Here is an 18,242-nt window from a genome sequence, read left to right as displayed (position 1 = left end):
AAATAATTCAACGATTATGACACCAAAACAACAAGGACTTTACTCACCGAAATTTGAACGAGATAACTGTGGAGCAGGATTTATATGTAACCTTAAGGGTGTTCGTACCAACGACATTATCCATAAAGCTCTAGATATTCTTGTTAGGTTAGAACATAGAGGTGCAGTTAGTGCAGACGGAAAAACGGGTGATGGTGCTGGTATTTTAATTGAAATCCCCCATGAATACTTTAAAAAAGTATGTAGCTTCGAGCTCCCGAAACAAAAAGATTACGCTGTAGGAATGGTTTTCCTGCCGAAATCTGATAATCAAACTCAACTTTGTATAAATTCATTCAACAGCAATATCGAAAAACAAGGCCTAAACATAATAGGCTGGAGGGATGTACCTGTTAACAAAGAAGTTTTAGGCGAGATTGCTGCCAATAGCGAACCTACTGTTAAGCAAGTTTTTATTGGTAAAAATAATCAGGATCTAAGTGAGCAGGAATTTAATGCTAAAATATATGCTGCCAGAAAAATTTCTGAGCACGAAATATATGATTCCGGTATTGCTGAAGCGGATTTCTATTATTTCGCCAGTCTTTCAACCACGACCATCATATACAAAGGTCTTCTTATGCCTCAAGACATCAGTGGTTATTATCTGGATCTGTTAGACCCGGATGTAGTTACAAAGTTAGCATTGGTGCATCAACGATTTTCAACAAACACCTTCCCAACATGGGATTTGGCTCAGCCATTCCGATATATGTGTCACAATGGAGAGATCAACACCCTTACTGGAAACTTGAGTAGAATGAAGGCTCGTGAAGAACTTTTTGCCAGCAAGTTATTCGGCGAGGATTTAAAACATATTCCTCCAATCGTACTTGATGGTAAATCAGATTCTGCTTCCATGGACATGGTATTGGAATTATTGTTGCAAACAGGAAGATCACTACCTGAAGCCATGATGATGCTTGTCCCTGAAGCCTGGGAAAGACATCAATCTATGCCAGATAACAAAAAAGCTTTCTACGAATATAATGCTTGTATAATGGAACCATGGGATGGTCCTGCTTCAATCCCTTTTACTGATGGTAATTACATCGGTGCATTATTAGATAGAAACGGTCTTCGTCCCTCTCGTTATTCTGTAACTAAAGACGGATACGTTATCATGTCATCTGAAACAGGTGTTGTAGATGTTGAACCTGAAAATATTGAATATCATGGTAGATTAGAGCCTGGTAAGATGTTTTTGGTAGACATGAATGAAGGACGAATTATTGAAGATGAAGAGGTAAAAGAGACCATTGTTTCTAAACGACCTTACAGACAATGGGTTGACGAAAACTTACTTCCATTGGCAAAGATTGCCTATACTGGAAACAAGACACCTGTAGAGGCTGTTGATCCTATCACCCGCGAAAAATTATTCGGATATACACAGGAAGATATCAAAACAATTATTAGTCCAATGGCTATCGGAGCTAAGGAGGCTATTGGGTCAATGGGTACCGACACTCCTCTTGCGGTTTTATCAGATAAGCCACAATTATTATTTAACTATTTCAAGCAATTATTCGCGCAAGTTACCAATCCGCCTTTGGATGGAATTCGTGAGGAAATAGTTACTGACATCAGTTTATCCATCGGAGCAGATAAAAATATATTTGATGTTATTCCTGAACAAGCCAAAAAGCTACGCATACAAAACCCTGTTATTTCAAATGAGGATTTAGACAAAATAAAATACATTGAGCATCCGGACTTTAAAACGAAGTCTATTTCCATTCTTTATGAAGCAGCTAAAGGACTTAACGGTCTGGAATCCAGACTAGAAGATATTATCAAAGAAATATCTACTGCTATTGACGAAGGGTTTAACATTATAATTCTTTCGGACAGAGGTGTTTCTGAAACTATGGCTCCAATACCTTCGCTATTAGCTTGTTCTTATGTTCACCACGGATTGAAGAAGCATAAAAAGCGTTCTTCTGTAGGAATCATCATTGAATCTGCTGAGCCACGTGAACCTCATCACTTTGCTACATTATTTGGCTATGGAGCCAGTGCAATTAATCCGTATATGGTTAATGAAATTATAGCGAATCTTGTTGATGAAGGTGAAATTAACGGAATTGAGGCTCCGGTTGCTATTCAAAACTTTAACAAAGCCATCGGTAAGGGGATCATTAAAATAATGAACAAAATCGGAATCTCCACTTTACATTCTTACCGAGGTTCCCAAATATTTGAAGCGTTAGGTCTTAACGAAAAGTTTGTCAACAAATATTTTAGCAACACCTCTACCCGTATAGAGGGTATTGGTCTTTACGAAATAGAAAAAGAAATACAAAAGCGCTTCCAAAAAGCATTCTCAAAAAGACAGATTGGCGCCGAAATGGATCTGGAAATCGGTGGTGATTATCGTTGGAGAAGAAATGGAGAACGCCATATGTTCAACCCTGCTTCAGTTGCTAAATTGCAGCAGTCAGTAAGACAGAACAGATATGACACTTATAAAGAATACGCTTCCCTTATAAATGAACAAAGCGAACGTTTGATGACCTTGAGAGGGATGTTCAAATTCAAAGACCTGAATCCTATATCTATTGACGAGGTAGAACCTTGGACGGATATTGTTAAGCGATTTAAAACAGGCGCCATGTCGTTTGGATCTATTAGCCGTGAAGCTCATGAGAATCTAGCTATTGCCATGAACAGAATTGGCGGTAAGAGTAATTCTGGAGAAGGTGGAGAAGATCCTGGACGCTTCCAAAAAGACCTTAACGGAAACTGGAGAAACAGTGCAATAAAGCAAGTTGCATCGGGTAGGTTTGGTGTTTCTATAGATTACCTATCGAATGCCAGAGAGATACAAATTAAAATGGCTCAAGGTGCAAAACCAGGAGAAGGTGGTCAATTACCCGGACCAAAAGTAAATCCGGAAATTGCCAAAACAAGAAACTCAACCCCTTATGTTGGATTAATCTCTCCTCCTCCGCACCACGACATCTATTCGATAGAAGATTTAGCTCAACTGATCTTTGACTTAAAAAATGCGAACAGAGAAGCCAGAGTTAACGTTAAATTAGTTTCTAAGGTAGGCGTAGGTACAATTGCTGCCGGTGTTGCAAAAGCGAAGGCCGATGTTGTTTTAATATCAGGATATGATGGAGGTACTGGTGCATCGCCTTTGACCTCTCTAAGGCACGCAGGACTTCCTTGGGAACTAGGTATTGCTGAAGCACAACAAACATTAGTACTAAACGATCTAAGAAATCGAATTGTAGTTGAATGTGATGGTCAATTAAAAACAGGACGTGATGTAGCAATCGCTGCTTTATTAGGTGCCGAAGAATTTGGTTTTGCTACGGCTCCGCTTGTTGCCTCCGGATGTATTATGATGCGTGCTTGTCACCTTAACACTTGTCCTGTAGGTATTGCTACTCAGGACCCTGAATTAAGAAAGAATTTTAAAGGGACACCTGAGCATGTAATTAACTACATGTACTTTATTGCCCAGGAATTAAGAGAAATAATGGCTTCTCTAGGCTTCAGGACTATTGAAGAAATGGTTGGTCAGAGTCAAAAACTTGACATGAATACTGCCATTGAACATTATAAAGCACAAGGAATAGACCTTTCTAACATACTATACAAACCGCAAGTTGATCCAACAACAAAGCTTTACAACACAACGAAGCAAGATCATCAACTCGATAATGTGTTAGATTTTGATATAATCAGTCAGGCGCATCCAGCGATTTATCGTAAGGAAAAAATGTCATTAGACTTTCCAATTACGAACATCAACAGAACCACGGGGGCCATTTTAAGTAATGAAATTACTAAAACACATGGCGCTAACGGATTGCCTGAAGACACCCTCACGTTAAACTTTAAAGGTGCAGCTGGTCAAAGTTTCGGAGCTTTTGCTACTAAAGGTTTAACAATGGTTGTAACCGGTAACACCAACGATTACCTGGGTAAAGGATTATCAGGTGGAAAACTTATCGTTAAAGTTCCTGAGGAGGCGACTTTCGAACCACACAAGAACATCATTATCGGTAATGTTGCTATGTATGGTGCTATTAATGGTGAAGCTTATATTAATGGTATTGCAGGAGAAAGATTCCTGGTTAGAAACTCCGGAGCAAAAGCTGTCGTGGAGGGAATTGGAGACCATGGTTGTGAATATATGACTGGAGGTATTGCAGTGATTCTTGGTAAAATAGGCAGAAACTTTGCTGCAGGTATGAGCGGAGGTATCGCCTATATCTATAACAAAGACAACTCGCTTGACTCCAGAAACTTTAATATGGAAATGGTTGAAATTGAAGAACCTTCGACGGAGAATATCGAAGAATTGAAAGATTTAATCAGCAACCATTTGAAGTACACTGGCAGTCCGATTGCAAAGTCTATCCTTGATAATTGGGATCAGGAACAGAAAAACTTTGTAAAAGTAATGCCTACTGAATACAAAAAAGCATTGGAAATGCTTGCTAAACAAAAAGAAGAACAAGAATTAACAACAGCATAATCATGGGAAAACTAAGAGGATTTTTAGAATTTGATAAAGGATACGAAAGCAACCTTGCTGTTGAAGAACGTGTAGAAAACTATAAAGAATTTACACAGGAACTTCCTCAGGAAGAATTAGAAAAACAAGGAGCTCGTTGTATGGATTGCGGTATTCCTTTTTGCCACAGTGGTTGTCCATTGGGTAATTTAATACCGGATTTTAACGACGCAGTATTTAAGAACAATTGGGAAAAAGCATTGCACATCCTGCATTCTACAAACAACTTTCCTGAGTTTACCGGAAGACTTTGCCCAGCACCTTGTGAATCGGCATGTGTATTAGGCATCATAAAACCATCTGTTTCGATAGAGTTAATTGAAAAATATATTGTTGAAAGAGGATTTAAAGAAGGATGGATTAAGCCACAACCTCCGACAAACCGTACGGGTAAGAAAGTAGCTGTAGTGGGTTCTGGCCCCGCAGGTTTAGCTACTGCACAGCAGTTAAACAGAGCAGGTCATACCGTAACGGTTTTTGAAAGAGACGCCAAGATCGGTGGATTACTACGCTATGGAATTCCTGATTTTAAGTTGGAGAAATCTGTTATTGACAGAAGACTCGACATTATGAAAGAAGAGGGCATCGAATTTAAAACCAATGTACACGTTGGAAAGAATTACGATGTTGAGGAACTGAAATCATTCGATGCTGTAGTACTTTGTGGTGGAGCCACACAAAGGAGAGGTTTACCAATTGAAGGAAGCGATGCAAATGGAGTTGTTCAGGCTATGGAATTCTTAAAGAGAAATAACGAGGTTGTTGATGGACTTAATGAAACAACTGAGGCTTTACACGCCAAAGACAAGCATGTTATTGTTATTGGAGGTGGAGACACAGGGTCTGACTGCGTAGGAACTTCCAACAGACACGGGGCTAAATCAGTTACAAATTTTGAGATCATGCCTCGTCCTGCGGATAGCAGAACTTCAGACAACCCATGGCCTTATTGGCCATTCACCCTTAAAACCAGTTCATCGCACGAAGAAGGATGTGATCGTAACTGGAGCATTTTAACCAAGGAGTTTATTAAGGACGATAAAGGAAATTTAAAAGCCTTAAAAACTGTAGAGGTAGAATGGGTCCACACTCCAGGTCAACGTCCACAGTTGAAAGAGGTTGAAGGCTCTGAAAAAGAATGGCCATGCGACCTTGCTTTATTAGCACTTGGTTTTACAGGACCGGAAAAAACATTACCGGAGCAATTAGGTTTAGATACTGATGCGAGAAGCAACATAAAAGGCAACAATTACCAAACAAATGTTCCTAATGTTTTTACTGCCGGGGATATGCGTAGAGGTCAATCGTTAATCGTTTGGGCTATTTCTGAAGGAAGAGAGGCTGCCAGACAGGTAGACGTCTACTTAACAGGCTCATCAGATCTTCCAACAAAAGAAAAAGGAGATTTACCTACAGTTTAGAATCCATTAACCAACCACTATATATTTTAAACCCCACAATACTAGTCATATTGTGGGGTTTTTTCCTTTAACATTGAGATCAAATCATCAACACTATCTAACGAAGCCATCTCATAATAGGAACAATTACAAATCAAGATGTTTTAACTGCTCAACCCGGTTCCTTTCCAAAAACTCATCGATAGTTTCAAAATGTTCAATCACACGCTGGTCTTTAAATTCAAACACCTTTTGCGAAAGTCCTTCCAAAAATGCTCTGTCGTGCGATACCAGAATAAGGGTTCCGTCAAACTTTAGCAATGCTTCTTTAAGCACATCTTTTGACTTGAGATCAAGGTGGTTTGTCGGCTCATCGAGGATTAACACATTCACTGGCTCCAATAGTAATTTCACCATTGCCAACCTGGTTTTTTCACCTCCTGACAAGTATTGTACCTTTTTATCAATCGCATCACCCGAAAACATGAATGCACCCAGGATATTTTTTATCTCTTTCCTGATTTCCCCTTCAGCAACACTGTCTACCGTCTCAAAAACAGTTAGGTCATTATCCAACAAAGATGCCTGGTTCTGAGCAAAATATCCTACTTTGGCATTGTGCCCCAATTGTGCATGTCCGTCAAAACCTATTTCTCCCATGATAATCTTGATCATCGTAGATTTTCCTTCTCCATTTCTACCTACAAAAGAAACCTTCTCACCTCTGGCTATAGCCATATTGGCCTCCTGAAAAACTGTATGATCCCCATACGATTTACTTAAATCTTTAACCGTGACAGGAAAATCACCTGAACGCTCCGATGGTGGAAAACGCAAATGCATGGCAGAAGTATCGATCTCATCTATTTCTACGATTTCCATTTTTTCAAGCATTCTTTGTCGGGAGCTTACCTGATTCGTTTTTGAATAGGTTCCTTTAAACTGCTCTATAAACCGTTTAGTCTCCTTAATTAGCTTCTGCTGTTCATTGTATTCTTTTAATTGTTGAGCTCTTCTCTCTTCGCGAAGCGTCAAGTAATGTGAATAATTAGCTTTATAATCGTAAATACGCCCCATAGTTACTTCTATGGTTCTATTGGTTATGTTATCGATAAAGGTTTTATCGTGTGAGATCACGATAACTGCTTTGGCCTTATTCTTTAAGAAGTCCTCTAACCAAATAACTGATTCAATATCTATATGGTTGGTCGGCTCATCCAAAAGTACAAGGTCGGGTTTCTTCAACAGTATTTTCGCTAATTCTATTCGCATACGCCATCCACCACTAAACTCGGAAGTATTACGCGAAAAATCTGAACGCTTAAACCCTAATCCCAGCAAAGCCTTTTCGACCTCGGCATCGTAATTCGTGTCTTCTATTGAATAAAATTTTTCTCCAAGCTCACTTACCCGTTCAATGATTTTCATATACTCATCAGACTCATAATCTGTTCGAGTTTCCAACTGTTTATTAAGCGCTTCCATCTCCCGCTTCATTTCGAATATATGACCAAAGGCTTTAGAGGTCTCCTCAAAAACGGTACAATTATCTTCTGTTAGTAAATGCTGCGGCAGATACGCTATTACCGTTTCAGGAGCACATTGTATACTTCCTTTATTTGGTTGCTTTTCGCCTGCTATAATTTTCATCATAGTTGACTTTCCCGCACCATTTTTTCCCATTAATGCAATCTTGTCATTTGGGTTAATAACAAAGTTCACATCCTTAAACAAGGTTCTTGCACTAAACTCAACAGTAAGACCGTTAATTGAAATCATAACAATATTTTTAAGCCTGCAAAAGTAGAGTTTTGAAGCGATATTGTAACCGATTTCATGACAAATTAATAATCAGTGATTTGTCACAAACTTTATATGTCTTCACTAAGATAATTTATTCCATTCTTGGCCCATGGTTTCATTTATTGTTCTTAATTCCAGGGCCCGGTTGTTGTTACATTTATGATATCTCTTGAATCCAAACGATATAATCCGCCCGAACAACCAAACCATAAACGACCATCCTTATCTTCCAACATATTCATAGTAGGCTTCGACAAGGGATAATTCTTAAATTCTTTATTCTCATATTTATAAATTCCGTCACCTAAAGTACTAACCCATAAATTGCCAGAGTTGTCCTTATAGATAGTATATACATCATTTTTACTCAAACCATCAATATTTGGAAACTAAATAAACTTCTCTCCATCGAATTTGTTCAAACCACCTTTACCAAATCTTTTAGTGGCATCAGCATTGTCTTTTTCTGCCACTCTCGTTCCTATCCAGATATTTCCTTCATGATCTTCTGCAATTGCCTGTACATTATTAGAATTCAAACCATCTTTAATGGTATAATGAATAAAAGAGCTTCCGTCGTATTTAACAGCTCCATATCCATCCCTCCCAAACCAAATACTTCCGTCGGAATCTTCCATAATTACTGTTACCCAGTCTTTTGTATCCATATTAAGTCGAGTGTCGATACTTGGATTCGGAATAATAAACTTCTCGAATACTACTCCATCGAATTTACAGACGCCACCCCAGGTTCCTATCCAAAAATTTTCCTTGCTGTCTATAAACAAATTACTGATCATATTATTACAAAGTCCGTCGGTTACCGAATAATTGCTAAATGACATCCCATCGAATTTTGATAGCCCTGAACCTGTACCAAACCATAGATTCCCTGATCTATCCTCTACAACACTCACAACTCTGTTACTCGGTAATCCATCTTTGGTAGTGAGATAAATCAATTCACTTCCATCATATTTGGCAACACCTTTTTCTAAGGTTCCGAACCACAGGTTTCCTTTAGAATCCTGATATATTTCAACTACATATTGTCCAATCTGCGATGCATTGTTTTGCCCAATTAAACTTGCTATTTCTAGTATATTCTCCTTTTGGTTTTCAGCAATACAAGAAACCGACCAAATTGATAATAACACTATTAAAATATATCTCATGTCTGTATTTGGTTTTTAGAATGTATTACTATTGCTTTAGTATTTATTTCGTATCAAGATAAATAATGGCTTCTATGGCTATAGCATCGGAAATAGCATGATTCTTTACTTTGGCGACACCTTTTGCATTATAATTAATACCCCATTCTGAACGATCTATTTTGAATTTTGCAGTTAGTGTATGCGCTTCCCGATCATAATCCGCTTTAAAAATTTCTATAGGTCTTTTGATGTTCTTTATTGTTAAATTGGCATCAAGTTTCATTCGGGTTTCATCAACATATTCTATCCCGGTAATTTCTAAAGAAGATTCAGGAAACTTACTGACTTCAAAAAAATCTTCATTCTTTAAATGATCAATCAGGTTTTTGTTGTAATCACCATCGGTATTCCAAATTGTATTCATATCGGCTGTAAAATTCCCGCCAACAATTTTATTGTCAGCAAAAGTAATTTCACCCTGCTTAAGCAGTAAGGTACCGTAGTGTTCTCCGAAATTAAATAGCATAGATCCTTTCCAGCTTATAACACTTCGCTCCAGATTAATAGCCATATCGCCATTTAAATTATTAGCAGCCTTCTGCTCGCTTTTTAATTCGTTATTAGCAGTTAAATCGTTCGGTTTTTCATCTTTGTTTTTTTGGGCACAACCATTAAGAATAAGGGCTAACACCATAATACTCGATAAGATAATTGCTTTTTGCATGGTTCTTGTTTTTTAAGATTATTCATCAAAGCTATAGGGAACCCATCCTGAAAGTGTCAAAAAAGTGTAAAAGAAGTACAAAGCCTTGTAAAAAGATATAAAATTGATGTTCTTTACCATGCCTATGAAAATTAAAAATCAAGTTACTACCTGGCTCGTGGTAGTGTTGCTCTTGGTGTCATGCAGTAATAACAAGCACGAAATAGCCCCGGAAAAAGTGAAGGTAGCCCTCAGAGCGGTTGGGCATCATTTACTATTGGCTCAAAATGACTCCACCTCCCTGGTGTTACCTATTGAACAAATAAGTACTTCGAAATACCAATTATCTTTTGAAAAAGAGATAACCATTGTACCTGATAGCTTAACAAGCATTATATCATATTATTTCAATAAAGCTTCGTTACCAGCACAATATATCGTTGAAGTCATCCCCTGTAGTGATGAGGAAATAGCGTATAGCTATCAAGTTCAGGAAACCAAAGACATGGATATCATTCCGTGCAAAGGTCGTAACCTTCCAGGAGCATGTTATTTGATAACGGTTGAATTCTTAGTTTCCAACACCTCCCCTAACCAATGGATATGGGTTTTCTTCATATTCCTTGGAGGTATTTTAACCAGCATGATCTTTTATTCTTTCAAAAAAAAGAACTATCCTGCGAAATCGATCGAAGATCATGCAATAATGAATATTGGTCATTTTTCATTTTACCCCAAACAACATAAACTCGTAAAGCAATCGGATGAAATATCGTTATCCAAAAAAGAATGTGAATTACTATTAATTTTAGTTACCAATGCTAATAATATTATTACTCGTGAGGAATTAACCAAAAAAATATGGGAAGATAACGGAGTGATTGTGGGCAGGAGTTTAGACACTTATATTTCTAAATTACGTAAAAAACTAAAAGACGACACGAGTATAAAAATAGTTAATGTACATGGTGTTGGGTATAAGTTAGAAACAAGTGTTCGTTAGACTATTTTATTTGCTTTCAAATAACTAATAGACGAAGTATCCCCACCGTCACATCGAGTGGGTTTCGGTGCATGGCGGAGAAATCTATAGCGATATTACTTCCGGCTTACATAGTCAAATTCTTTCATGTTAAGGTAAAAAACACTACTAACACTTACAAATTTGGCTTGTGTATTCCAATCACTTAACCTACTTTAGAGGTGTATATAAAATATCTGCCTCATAGGGCGTTTATGCTTATGTTTATTACAACATTTAAATTAAAAATCTTAAATATCAACTTCCCCCTTCAAAAGATTTTACAATCCTGAAAATATAAATTTACCTTATGAAAAAGCCTGGAATATTGTTCTTATTTCTATTGCTGATTATTTCATGTGACAACAACACAATGAATGAAAGAAGTCCAACCGAAATTCCAATGGAAGAGGATATGGTAGTTTCTTCCAATATTGATATTGAGAAACCGAAAATACCAGCGGAAAGAAAAATTATTTGGAGAGCTAATTTAGAGTTTCAAGTTAAAGATGTAGATAAATCTACAAAGGAGATTTCGAATATCTGCTCTAAATACGAAGCATTCATTTCGCACATGGATATGACCAGTACGAACTATGAAATATCGAACCAAATAACGATACGAGTTAATAATGAATACTTTAATAAGCTTATAAATGATATAAAAGGTACATCTACATTCATTCGTAAAGTAGAGATAAGCTCTAACGATGTAACAGAGGAGTTTATTGATATAGAAAGCAGACTAAAAACCAAGAAAGAAGTTCGTGAGAGGTATATTGATATTCTTAGAAATCGCGCTGGGGAGATTAAAGATGTTATTGCGGCAGAAGATGCAATTAGAAAGATTACAGAAGAAATAGAAGCTAAAGAAGGTAGGCTGAGATACCTTCAGGATATAGTTAGTCAGAGTACAATTGTCTTAGGGATTTATCAAAAAGTCGATTATAAATCAGAGCCTGAAACGTATGAGAAAGGTTTCTTTACAAAAGCGAAAGAATCATTAGAAACAGGTTGGGATATAATTACAGGGTTTTTCTTGTTGCTATTAAAGATATGGCCAATACTATTGATTGTAGTTATCATTTTAATCTGGAGACGTAAATGGTTTAAAAAGAAGATTAGGAAATAAAACAACGCAATGTATTATGCATGTAATTTTGAATATACCCCATATACTAATTGTTAGCTATATTCAACTTATATATAATTATGAAACTTAAATATTTAATCTGTATTGTATTTACAACCATAAGTCTTTATAAATGTGGTGCAAAAGAAAATAATGACATTACGCTGGAAGGAAAATGGCAAGTGATTGACTGGACATATTATAGCTATACAGGCAGAGGACTTGATGAAAAAGAAATCGAAAAAATGGACGACACCTTTATAGATTTAATTTTTGAGTTTACAACAGAAAGCTATATAAAAACAAACAAAGCAAACCTGTTTCCATTTTTAGATAACAAACGATTTTATGTAATCAATCCTTCTTTAAACTTTGAAGTGAGTAATCGACGTTATTTTATAAGAAACAGAGATAACGAAAAATTCTTTTTTATAATTGATAACATTATACTTCAAATAAAAAAGATTGAAAACCATCTTAACTCTAAAATCCTTATTGAAAAACTGGAAAATTTTAAAACAGAAAAACAAACGCCAAAAGAGTTTACTAATTTTTATTCAATTGATGAAATTGATACCGCTCCTCAAATCATAGGTTACCAGCCTAAAGGAGACGATAAAGAATTTATTATAGCTTCTTTTAAAAATTCAATAATTGATTTTATTGACTATAGTTTAATTGAAGATGATATAACTCTTGATATAAGTTTTATCATTGACAAACAAGGTAATATTCAAAACACTAAAATATCACCTATGAATGAAATAAATGATGACATTACAAAAACTATTATTTCGTTTCCGAAATTTGTTTCTGGTATAAAGGATGATAACAAAGTAAACACTCAATTTTCGTTTAAATTGAGATTAATATCAAAGTAAACTACCTCGGGGTAAACTCACGGGGCATTTAAACTAAAATACCTAAAAAGATTTCGACGCAAGTGTCGGAACATTATAAATCTCACTTGGTGAGTAAAACCATAGTTAACAACATCGGATCTATGCCTATAAACAAACTACCTAAGTCTGTCCTCTTATTTACTACAGCAACCCTTTTATCTTGTAACAGCAATAATCTTGAAAATAAAATAGCTAAAGACTGGCAAGTAACCAAAATGCAACGATATGTAAAAGTAACCTCTAATGGATTTGCTCCTATGGATATCGATATCAGCCCTAAAACCTCTTATAACTTTAAAAAGGATGGAAAAACAGAGATCATTACCCAATTAGGATCAAAAATGGATGGTACTTGGAAAAATATAGATAGTACTATTATAATCACTGCTATGGGAGAAAAAAAATCTTTTAAAATAGATAGTATCTCTGACACTTCAATGTTGTTATCTTCAAATACATTTAAATTCTATTTAAGAAAAAAAGTCCAAAACTGATTTTTAACTAAGAAGCTAGTATTAATGGACGGATATAATAATCGGTATAAACTCCTCCTGGCTGTACATAAAACATAATAGTGACTCATGCAAAACATCCAAATACGTACAATTAAAGAGCCTAATATAACTGGAAGTTTTGCTATAACCGATCTAGATCCTTTACTCGTTGAAAAAGATATGGTTGAAAAGATTCACCGTCATGATTTCTTTTTTATACTTGCCGTAGCAAAAGGAAGAGGTGATCATCAAATTGACTTTACAGATTATGCTGTAGAAGACAATTGTGTGTTTATTTTACGCCCCGGACAAGTACATCAGCTTCATTTAAAAAAAGGAACTAAAGGTTATTTAATAGGATTCGATTCCCGTTTTTATGCTCCTAAAAACAAAAAGAAAAAACAAGTGTTTAGTGTTGCCAGCTTTACAAACCTTCATAAACTCAACTCAAAAGTATATGAAGGACTGAACCTCATTTTAGATTGTATTTTTTATGAATATTTGAATAAATTCACCATGTACGAGGAGCATATAAAGGCCAACCTGGATCTTTTTTTTATCGAACTCTTCAGGGAAAATGAAAATCAGAAGATCTCAACCAGCAATAATAATTACAACCAGGAAGTTCTTGAAAACCTTTTAAAACTATTAGAAGAACATATCCACACCTCTAAACAGGTTACTTTTTATGCAAAAAGACTCCACCTAACCACATTTCAACTCAATGCTATTATAAAGAACTCTTTAGGGAAGACCTGTTCTCAATTAATAAATGAGCAGATTATACTGGAAGCCAAAAGGAATCTCTTAGCTACCTCTACGCAGGTAAAGGAAATTGCCTATAGCTTAGGTTATGATGATCCTTCTTATTTTATCAGGTTCTTTAAGAAAAGTACCGGTTATCCCCCTGAATCCTTTCGTCAACATTTTAAATAAGTCCTGCTACTCTTCAATTTTGTCCTATTCAAAAATGTAGTCTTTGTGTATTATTGCATTAAATAAAAAACTCATTATGAATGCTATAGCACAAACAATTTTAATTGGGATTGGAGCAACCCTAACAATGGATTTATATTCTTTGGTATTAAAAGCTTTTGGAATAAAGACTTTAAACTATCGATATGTAGGTCGGTGGATAGGACACTTTCCGAAAGGGAATTTTTTTCACACCAAAATAATAGACACGCCGGCAATTGTGGGAGAACAAATTATTGGATGGGCGGCTCATTACCTTATCGGAATCACGTTTGCTTTTTTATTAGTTACCACTAATGGTAAAAAATGGATAGAAACTCCTACCTTATTTCCTGCTTTAGTTATTGGAATCATAACCATTATTGCTCCTTTTTGTATCATGCAACCCGCCTTTGGTTTCGGAATTGCCGGTTCTAATTTACCCGACCCGAATACGGCTCGTTTAATGAGTTTTTTAACCCATAGCATTTACGGAATTGGCTTGTTTTTAAGCGCTTTAATTTTAAAAAGAATATTATAAGATTGCGATATCCAAACGGAAACGAACTCTGCATCTATTTTGTGCAGGGTTCTTTTATTTATAAATCAACCTAAATTTTTATTTTAATTACTTTTACAAAAAAAAGTAATGGAGCAACAGCGTACAGATAAAAAGTTATTTGCCAAGAGTTTTAAGTATTTCGCCTATACCCTGGCGTTAATGTTTATAGCTCCTATTCTTATTTACCAAGCTTTTAAAAATGAAGGACACCCTTTTTACTGGCCTGTACTAATTACAGGGGTTTTGAGTGCCTTTGCCGCAATTGCCATGGGATTTTACAGTATTAAGATCATGCTTCAGGCATTTTTCGGAAAGAAATAGAGACATTCTACTGATTACATTAAGCAACTAACCAAACATAACTTTACTTAATATTCGAAAAACGAATGCTGTAATTTTCAAATGCCCCTACGCTTCAACTAACTAACTTAATCTGTAATTTCTTTATATACTGTATTGTTCAACTGCATCAACCTAATGGCTTATATGCAATATTCATTTCAATTTTATCCTTGATTTAAGGAATTATTCAAGTTTCTCTAGAGACTTCTCACCTTAAGATTTCTCCAAAACACTTTAATTCCTCCTCCGTCGTGGATTTGTAATGCGATTTTACCGTTAGCGTTACCAATTTTTTCGTCAGTAAAACTCACCATTTCTTCTCCGTTTAACCAGGTAGTTACATGGTTACCAACTACTCTAATTTTCATTTTATTCCATTCACCATACTTAAGGTTTTCATCTTTTGAAGCTTCTGGCTGAATTAACCATCCTCTACCATAAGATTCATAAATACCTCCGGTATGTTTAGCTGGTGGTGCCACTTCTACCTGCCATCCAGTAATTTTAGTTCCTTCAATGCTAGAACGGAAGAATACACCACTATTTCCATCAGCTTCTTGCTTGAACTCTACAGTAAGTTCAAAATCTTTGTACTGCTCATCGGTAGCTAAATAACCGTATTTTTTATCCGGGCCGCTTTCTGAAATCAACAAGCCGTCTTCTACATACCATTTTTCGGTTCCGTAGATTTCCCAACCGGTTAAATCGTTTCCGTTAAACAATGAAGTATAACCAGACTTACATCCTACCAATGTTAAAAGTGTAATGGCTGATAAAACTAATTTTTTCATAATTTTTTAATTTTTATGTTTTTATACCAAATGAAACTTCCGTGGTCCTGAAGACCTATTAATCCTGTTTTTGCTTTACCGTAATTCGGGAACTTTTCCCATTTCCCCTTTTCCTTTCTTATTTTCCAGTCTTCTGACCAAGGTACAAACTCTACAGTTTTTTTACCATTCAGATAATAAGAAACTTTATCATTGGTAAACACTATACGACTCGTATTCCATTCACCTGCATTTTTAACAGCTCCTTCAAAGTCCGGATTATACATTCCATAATCCGCTCCTATAGATTGCCATAACTCCAGCTTCTGTGGAAAACCGATCTGATCGATCACCTGATATTCGGGAGCACTAAAGTAAGGTGCTTTAAACTCTTCACCTTCCAAAACGTGGTAGAAAATCCCACTGTTACCTCCTTTGGCAATTTTCCACTCGAGGTATAATTCAAATTCCCCGAACTCTTCCTTACCGTATACTATATCACCGCCTATATCTCCTCCTTTTCCGAGTGATTTTAAACTACCATCTTCGATCACCCAGCCTTCCGGTAGGGTTTCAGCGTTATAGCCTCTCCAGCCATCAGTACTTGTTCCATCAAATAAATACGTCCAATTGTCTTCTTGCGTTTGGTCAACGATTTTATTTTCCTGCTGACCGGCTTCAGCCGTTGCGTCATCTTTGCTCTTCTCATCTCCATTACTTTTACATGCCACCATAACAGACAGAGCAATGAAGGTATAAACTATTTTTTTCATTTATAAATTTTGGTTGTGGTTATACTAGTTTCATATTTACAGGATCCCATTCAATGAACTTATTCTGACGGTAGCTATCGTTACATAACAATGCCGGCGCTGCAGCTCTAAATCCAAACACTGGGTCTTGTACTACGGTTCCATTATTTCTTATTGCTCCAAAAAAGTTCGCGAAATGATCGTAATGCGCACCTTTATATCCCTTTTCTGCTTTATATACAGTTTCTAAAGGAGGCACAATACCCTTCCGATCTGCTCTTTGAGTTTTACCATCTTTTGCTTTTTCCTGAAGGAATGGATCCTCGCTATGACCATTCGCATTAAGCTTAAGCACAACTTCTTCCCACTTCACTTCCATAGATCCTTTACTACCTACAATCTTAAGGTATGTACTTCCACTGGTACCATCGACAAAATTACAACGTAACGACAAGTTAAATGCCGGGTGTTGATCACTCTCAGGGTAATCAAACATACCTAACAAAACATCCGGCACTTCTCTACCATCTTTCCAATATCTTAACCCACCGGTAGAAGCAATTTTATTCGGACCGTATGAATCTGTAATAAAATGTAAACTCGAAAATAAGTGTACAAATAAATCGCCAGACATTCCAGTTCCATAATCGGTATAATTTCTCCATCTAAAGAATCTGGTTTCATCGAAAGGTCTTTTCTTGGTATTTGAAACAAAACGCTTCCAATCTACCGTTTTAGTAGAGGCATCATCAGGAATGGCATATTGCCATGCCCCAGCAGGAGAGTTACGTGCCCAAAATCCTTCGACATAATTAATATCTCCTATAACACCAGCAGCAAGTAATTGTTTGGCTTTTTCATTTCCTAATGAAGACATGCCCTGACTTCCAACCATAAAAATCTTTCCAGATTTTTTCCATGTATCAATAAGCTCTAAACCTTCATCTACAGAATGTACCATTGGTTTTTCGCAATACACATGCTTACCTGCTTTTAAAGCATCAATACTAATTTGTTTATGCCAGTGATCTGGTGTTCCTATAATAACGGCATCTACGTCACTACGCTTTAATATTTCTTTATAGTCTTTGGTAGTAAAAATATCACTTCCCCATTTAGATTTTGCAGCATCAAGTCTACCGGTATATAAATCACAAACGGCTACTATTTCTATATTAGGATTTAACAATGCTGTTCTTGCATCAGCAACCCCCATTCCGCCTGCACCAATTAGCGCAATTTTGATAGTATTATTAAATGAAAATGTGTTGTTTCTTTTTAATAACTGAAAAGTCTTTGCTTCATTAGCAAATACCATTGGAGTAACACTTGCAGCAGCTCCCGCAAGCCCTAAGTTCTTTAAAAATGATCTCCTTTTATTATTCATGTGAATTTAAAGTTTAGGTTAAATAATTGTCTAAACTTAAGTAGACATGATGTATCAGAAGGGGTAATAAATGGGGTAGTACCTTAAAAAAGTTGAAATTTAAATAAGATTAGAAGTGTATTCTTCCTTGTAGAAGCTCAAATAGAGGCGCATAAAATTTTCAGCGACTTTTTTGGCAGACATATGCTTACCTTGTTTAATCAATAACTCTATTTTGGTTTTAACCGCAGATTCATGTAATGGATCAATAACTAAAACAGCATTACAAAGGTCGAATAGTAATTCGTCTG

The 18,242-nt window shown here is 36.1% G+C and carries 17 protein-coding genes (1 of these 17 running past the window's edge); 9 read left to right on the top strand and 8 right to left on the bottom strand.

The window, feature by feature from the left end:
* Positions 1–16 precede the first annotated feature (16 nt).
* Both gltB and P278_RS00105 read left to right on the top strand, forming a co-directional pair.
* Entirely contained in the window at positions 17–4,534 is a 4,518-nt protein-coding gene (gene gltB, locus P278_RS00110) for a glutamate synthase large subunit (RefSeq protein WP_038260517.1), read from the top strand.
* Positions 4,535–4,536: 2 nt separating this feature from the next.
* A complete protein-coding gene (locus tag P278_RS00105; RefSeq protein ID WP_038260516.1) occupies positions 4,537–5,994 on the top strand; it encodes a glutamate synthase subunit beta in 1,458 nt (485 codons plus the stop codon).
* A gap of 126 nt (positions 5,995–6,120) precedes the next feature.
* On the opposite strand, the gene P278_RS00100 is transcribed toward P278_RS00105, so the two are convergent.
* From P278_RS00100 to P278_RS00085, 4 genes are all read right to left on the bottom strand, one after another.
* Positions 6,121–7,752 (bottom strand): ABC-F family ATP-binding cassette domain-containing protein, encoded by a 1,632-nt coding sequence (locus P278_RS00100; RefSeq protein ID WP_038260515.1) that lies wholly within the window; start codon positions 7,750–7,752, stop codon positions 6,121–6,123.
* A gap of 152 nt (positions 7,753–7,904) precedes the next feature.
* Positions 7,905–8,147 carry a two-component regulator propeller domain-containing protein gene (locus P278_RS00095; protein WP_038260513.1) on the bottom strand — a complete coding sequence of 81 codons (243 nt, stop codon included), beginning with the start codon at positions 8,145–8,147 and terminating at the stop codon, positions 7,905–7,907.
* An 18-nt stretch (positions 8,148–8,165) separates the two neighbouring features.
* On the bottom strand, positions 8,166–8,951 hold the full coding sequence (locus P278_RS00090; RefSeq protein ID WP_082436042.1) for a ligand-binding sensor domain-containing protein: 786 nt from the start codon (positions 8,949–8,951) through the stop codon (positions 8,166–8,168).
* A gap of 43 nt (positions 8,952–8,994) precedes the next feature.
* Positions 8,995–9,657 carry a YceI family protein gene (locus tag P278_RS00085; protein WP_051413317.1) on the bottom strand — a complete coding sequence of 221 codons (663 nt, stop codon included), beginning with the start codon at positions 9,655–9,657 and terminating at the stop codon, positions 8,995–8,997.
* A 124-nt stretch (positions 9,658–9,781) separates the two neighbouring features.
* Here P278_RS00085 and P278_RS00080 point away from each other — a divergent pair, with 124 nt between their 5' ends.
* The 7 genes from P278_RS00080 to P278_RS00050 all read left to right on the top strand — a co-directional run bounded on the left by P278_RS00080 (position 9,782) and on the right by P278_RS00050 (position 15,022).
* The gene (locus tag P278_RS00080) at positions 9,782–10,639 is read left to right on the top strand and encodes a winged helix-turn-helix domain-containing protein (RefSeq protein WP_161808324.1); all 858 of its coding nucleotides are present in this window, start codon (positions 9,782–9,784) and stop codon (positions 10,637–10,639) included.
* Positions 10,640–10,967: 328 nt separating this feature from the next.
* Positions 10,968–11,789: a DUF4349 domain-containing protein gene (locus tag P278_RS00075; protein WP_038260509.1), complete on the top strand. Its 822-nt coding sequence runs from the start codon at positions 10,968–10,970 to the stop codon at positions 11,787–11,789.
* 80 nt (positions 11,790–11,869) lie between these two features.
* Positions 11,870–12,670 (top strand): hypothetical protein, encoded by an 801-nt coding sequence (locus P278_RS00070; RefSeq protein WP_038260507.1) that lies wholly within the window; start codon positions 11,870–11,872, stop codon positions 12,668–12,670.
* An 89-nt stretch (positions 12,671–12,759) separates the two neighbouring features.
* A complete protein-coding gene (locus P278_RS00065; RefSeq protein ID WP_152973863.1) occupies positions 12,760–13,185 on the top strand; it encodes a hypothetical protein in 426 nt (141 codons plus the stop codon).
* 87 nt (positions 13,186–13,272) lie between these two features.
* A complete protein-coding gene (locus P278_RS00060; RefSeq protein ID WP_038260504.1) occupies positions 13,273–14,121 on the top strand; it encodes an AraC family transcriptional regulator in 849 nt (282 codons plus the stop codon).
* Between the two features lie 76 nt (positions 14,122–14,197).
* The gene (locus tag P278_RS00055; RefSeq protein ID WP_152973862.1) at positions 14,198–14,680 is read left to right on the top strand and encodes a DUF2938 domain-containing protein; all 483 of its coding nucleotides are present in this window, start codon (positions 14,198–14,200) and stop codon (positions 14,678–14,680) included.
* A 108-nt stretch (positions 14,681–14,788) separates the two neighbouring features.
* Positions 14,789–15,022 carry a DUF6095 family protein gene (locus P278_RS00050; protein ID WP_038260502.1) on the top strand — a complete coding sequence of 78 codons (234 nt, stop codon included), beginning with the start codon at positions 14,789–14,791 and terminating at the stop codon, positions 15,020–15,022.
* A 218-nt stretch (positions 15,023–15,240) separates the two neighbouring features.
* On the opposite strand, the gene P278_RS00045 is transcribed toward P278_RS00050, so the two are convergent.
* The 4 genes from P278_RS00045 to P278_RS00030 all read right to left on the bottom strand — a co-directional run.
* Positions 15,241–15,834, bottom strand: coding sequence for a 3-keto-disaccharide hydrolase (locus tag P278_RS00045; protein ID WP_038260500.1), 594 nt, complete (start codon positions 15,832–15,834; stop codon positions 15,241–15,243).
* The gene (locus P278_RS00040) at positions 15,831–16,586 is read right to left on the bottom strand and encodes a 3-keto-disaccharide hydrolase (RefSeq protein ID WP_038260498.1); all 756 of its coding nucleotides are present in this window, start codon (positions 16,584–16,586) and stop codon (positions 15,831–15,833) included. The genes P278_RS00045 and P278_RS00040 overlap by 4 nt, the downstream gene beginning before the upstream one ends.
* A gap of 19 nt (positions 16,587–16,605) precedes the next feature.
* Positions 16,606–17,952 (bottom strand): Gfo/Idh/MocA family protein, encoded by a 1,347-nt coding sequence (locus P278_RS00035; RefSeq protein WP_038260496.1) that lies wholly within the window; start codon positions 17,950–17,952, stop codon positions 16,606–16,608.
* Between the two features lie 99 nt (positions 17,953–18,051).
* Positions 18,052–18,242, bottom strand: partial view of a LamG domain-containing protein gene (locus P278_RS00030; RefSeq protein WP_038260493.1) — the 3' portion only. The gene runs 1,825 nt beyond the window's last position; only the last 191 of its 2,016 coding nucleotides appear in the window; its start codon lies beyond the right edge, outside the window; it ends in the stop codon at positions 18,052–18,054.

Source organism: Zhouia amylolytica AD3, from assembly GCF_000511935.2.
Lineage (GTDB): Bacteria > Bacteroidota > Bacteroidia > Flavobacteriales > Flavobacteriaceae > Zhouia > Zhouia amylolytica.
The sequence above is the reverse complement of the archived record's forward strand: the minus strand, read 5'-3'. Positions and strand labels throughout refer to the sequence as shown.

What these genes read in the sequence shown, in the direction of transcription:
- P278_RS00050 (WP_038260502.1), top strand. Translation starts at nt 14,789, where the DNA reads ATGGAGCAACAGCGTACAGATAAAAAGTTATTTGCCAAGAGTTTTAAG.
- P278_RS00075 (WP_038260509.1), top strand. Translation starts at nt 10,968, where the DNA reads ATGAAAAAGCCTGGAATATTGTTCTTATTTCTATTGCTGATTATTTCA.
- P278_RS00055 (WP_152973862.1), top strand. Translation starts at nt 14,198, where the DNA reads ATGAATGCTATAGCACAAACAATTTTAATTGGGATTGGAGCAACCCTA.
- P278_RS00040 (WP_038260498.1), bottom strand. Translation starts at nt 16,586, where the DNA reads ATGAAAAAAATAGTTTATACCTTCATTGCTCTGTCTGTTATGGTGGCA.
- P278_RS00085 (WP_051413317.1), bottom strand. Translation starts at nt 9,657, where the DNA reads ATGCAAAAAGCAATTATCTTATCGAGTATTATGGTGTTAGCCCTTATT.
- P278_RS00105 (WP_038260516.1), top strand. Translation starts at nt 4,537, where the DNA reads ATGGGAAAACTAAGAGGATTTTTAGAATTTGATAAAGGATACGAAAGC.
- P278_RS00045 (WP_038260500.1), bottom strand. Translation starts at nt 15,834, where the DNA reads ATGAAAAAATTAGTTTTATCAGCCATTACACTTTTAACATTGGTAGGA.
- gltB (WP_038260517.1), top strand. Translation starts at nt 17, where the DNA reads ATGACACCAAAACAACAAGGACTTTACTCACCGAAATTTGAACGAGAT.
- P278_RS00080 (WP_161808324.1), top strand. Translation starts at nt 9,782, where the DNA reads ATGAAAATTAAAAATCAAGTTACTACCTGGCTCGTGGTAGTGTTGCTC.
- P278_RS00035 (WP_038260496.1), bottom strand. Translation starts at nt 17,952, where the DNA reads ATGAATAATAAAAGGAGATCATTTTTAAAGAACTTAGGGCTTGCGGGA.
- P278_RS00090 (WP_082436042.1), bottom strand. Translation starts at nt 8,951, where the DNA reads ATGAGATATATTTTAATAGTGTTATTATCAATTTGGTCGGTTTCTTGT.
- P278_RS00060 (WP_038260504.1), top strand. Translation starts at nt 13,273, where the DNA reads ATGCAAAACATCCAAATACGTACAATTAAAGAGCCTAATATAACTGGA.
- P278_RS00100 (WP_038260515.1), bottom strand. Translation starts at nt 7,752, where the DNA reads ATGATTTCAATTAACGGTCTTACTGTTGAGTTTAGTGCAAGAACCTTG.
- P278_RS00070 (WP_038260507.1), top strand. Translation starts at nt 11,870, where the DNA reads ATGAAACTTAAATATTTAATCTGTATTGTATTTACAACCATAAGTCTT.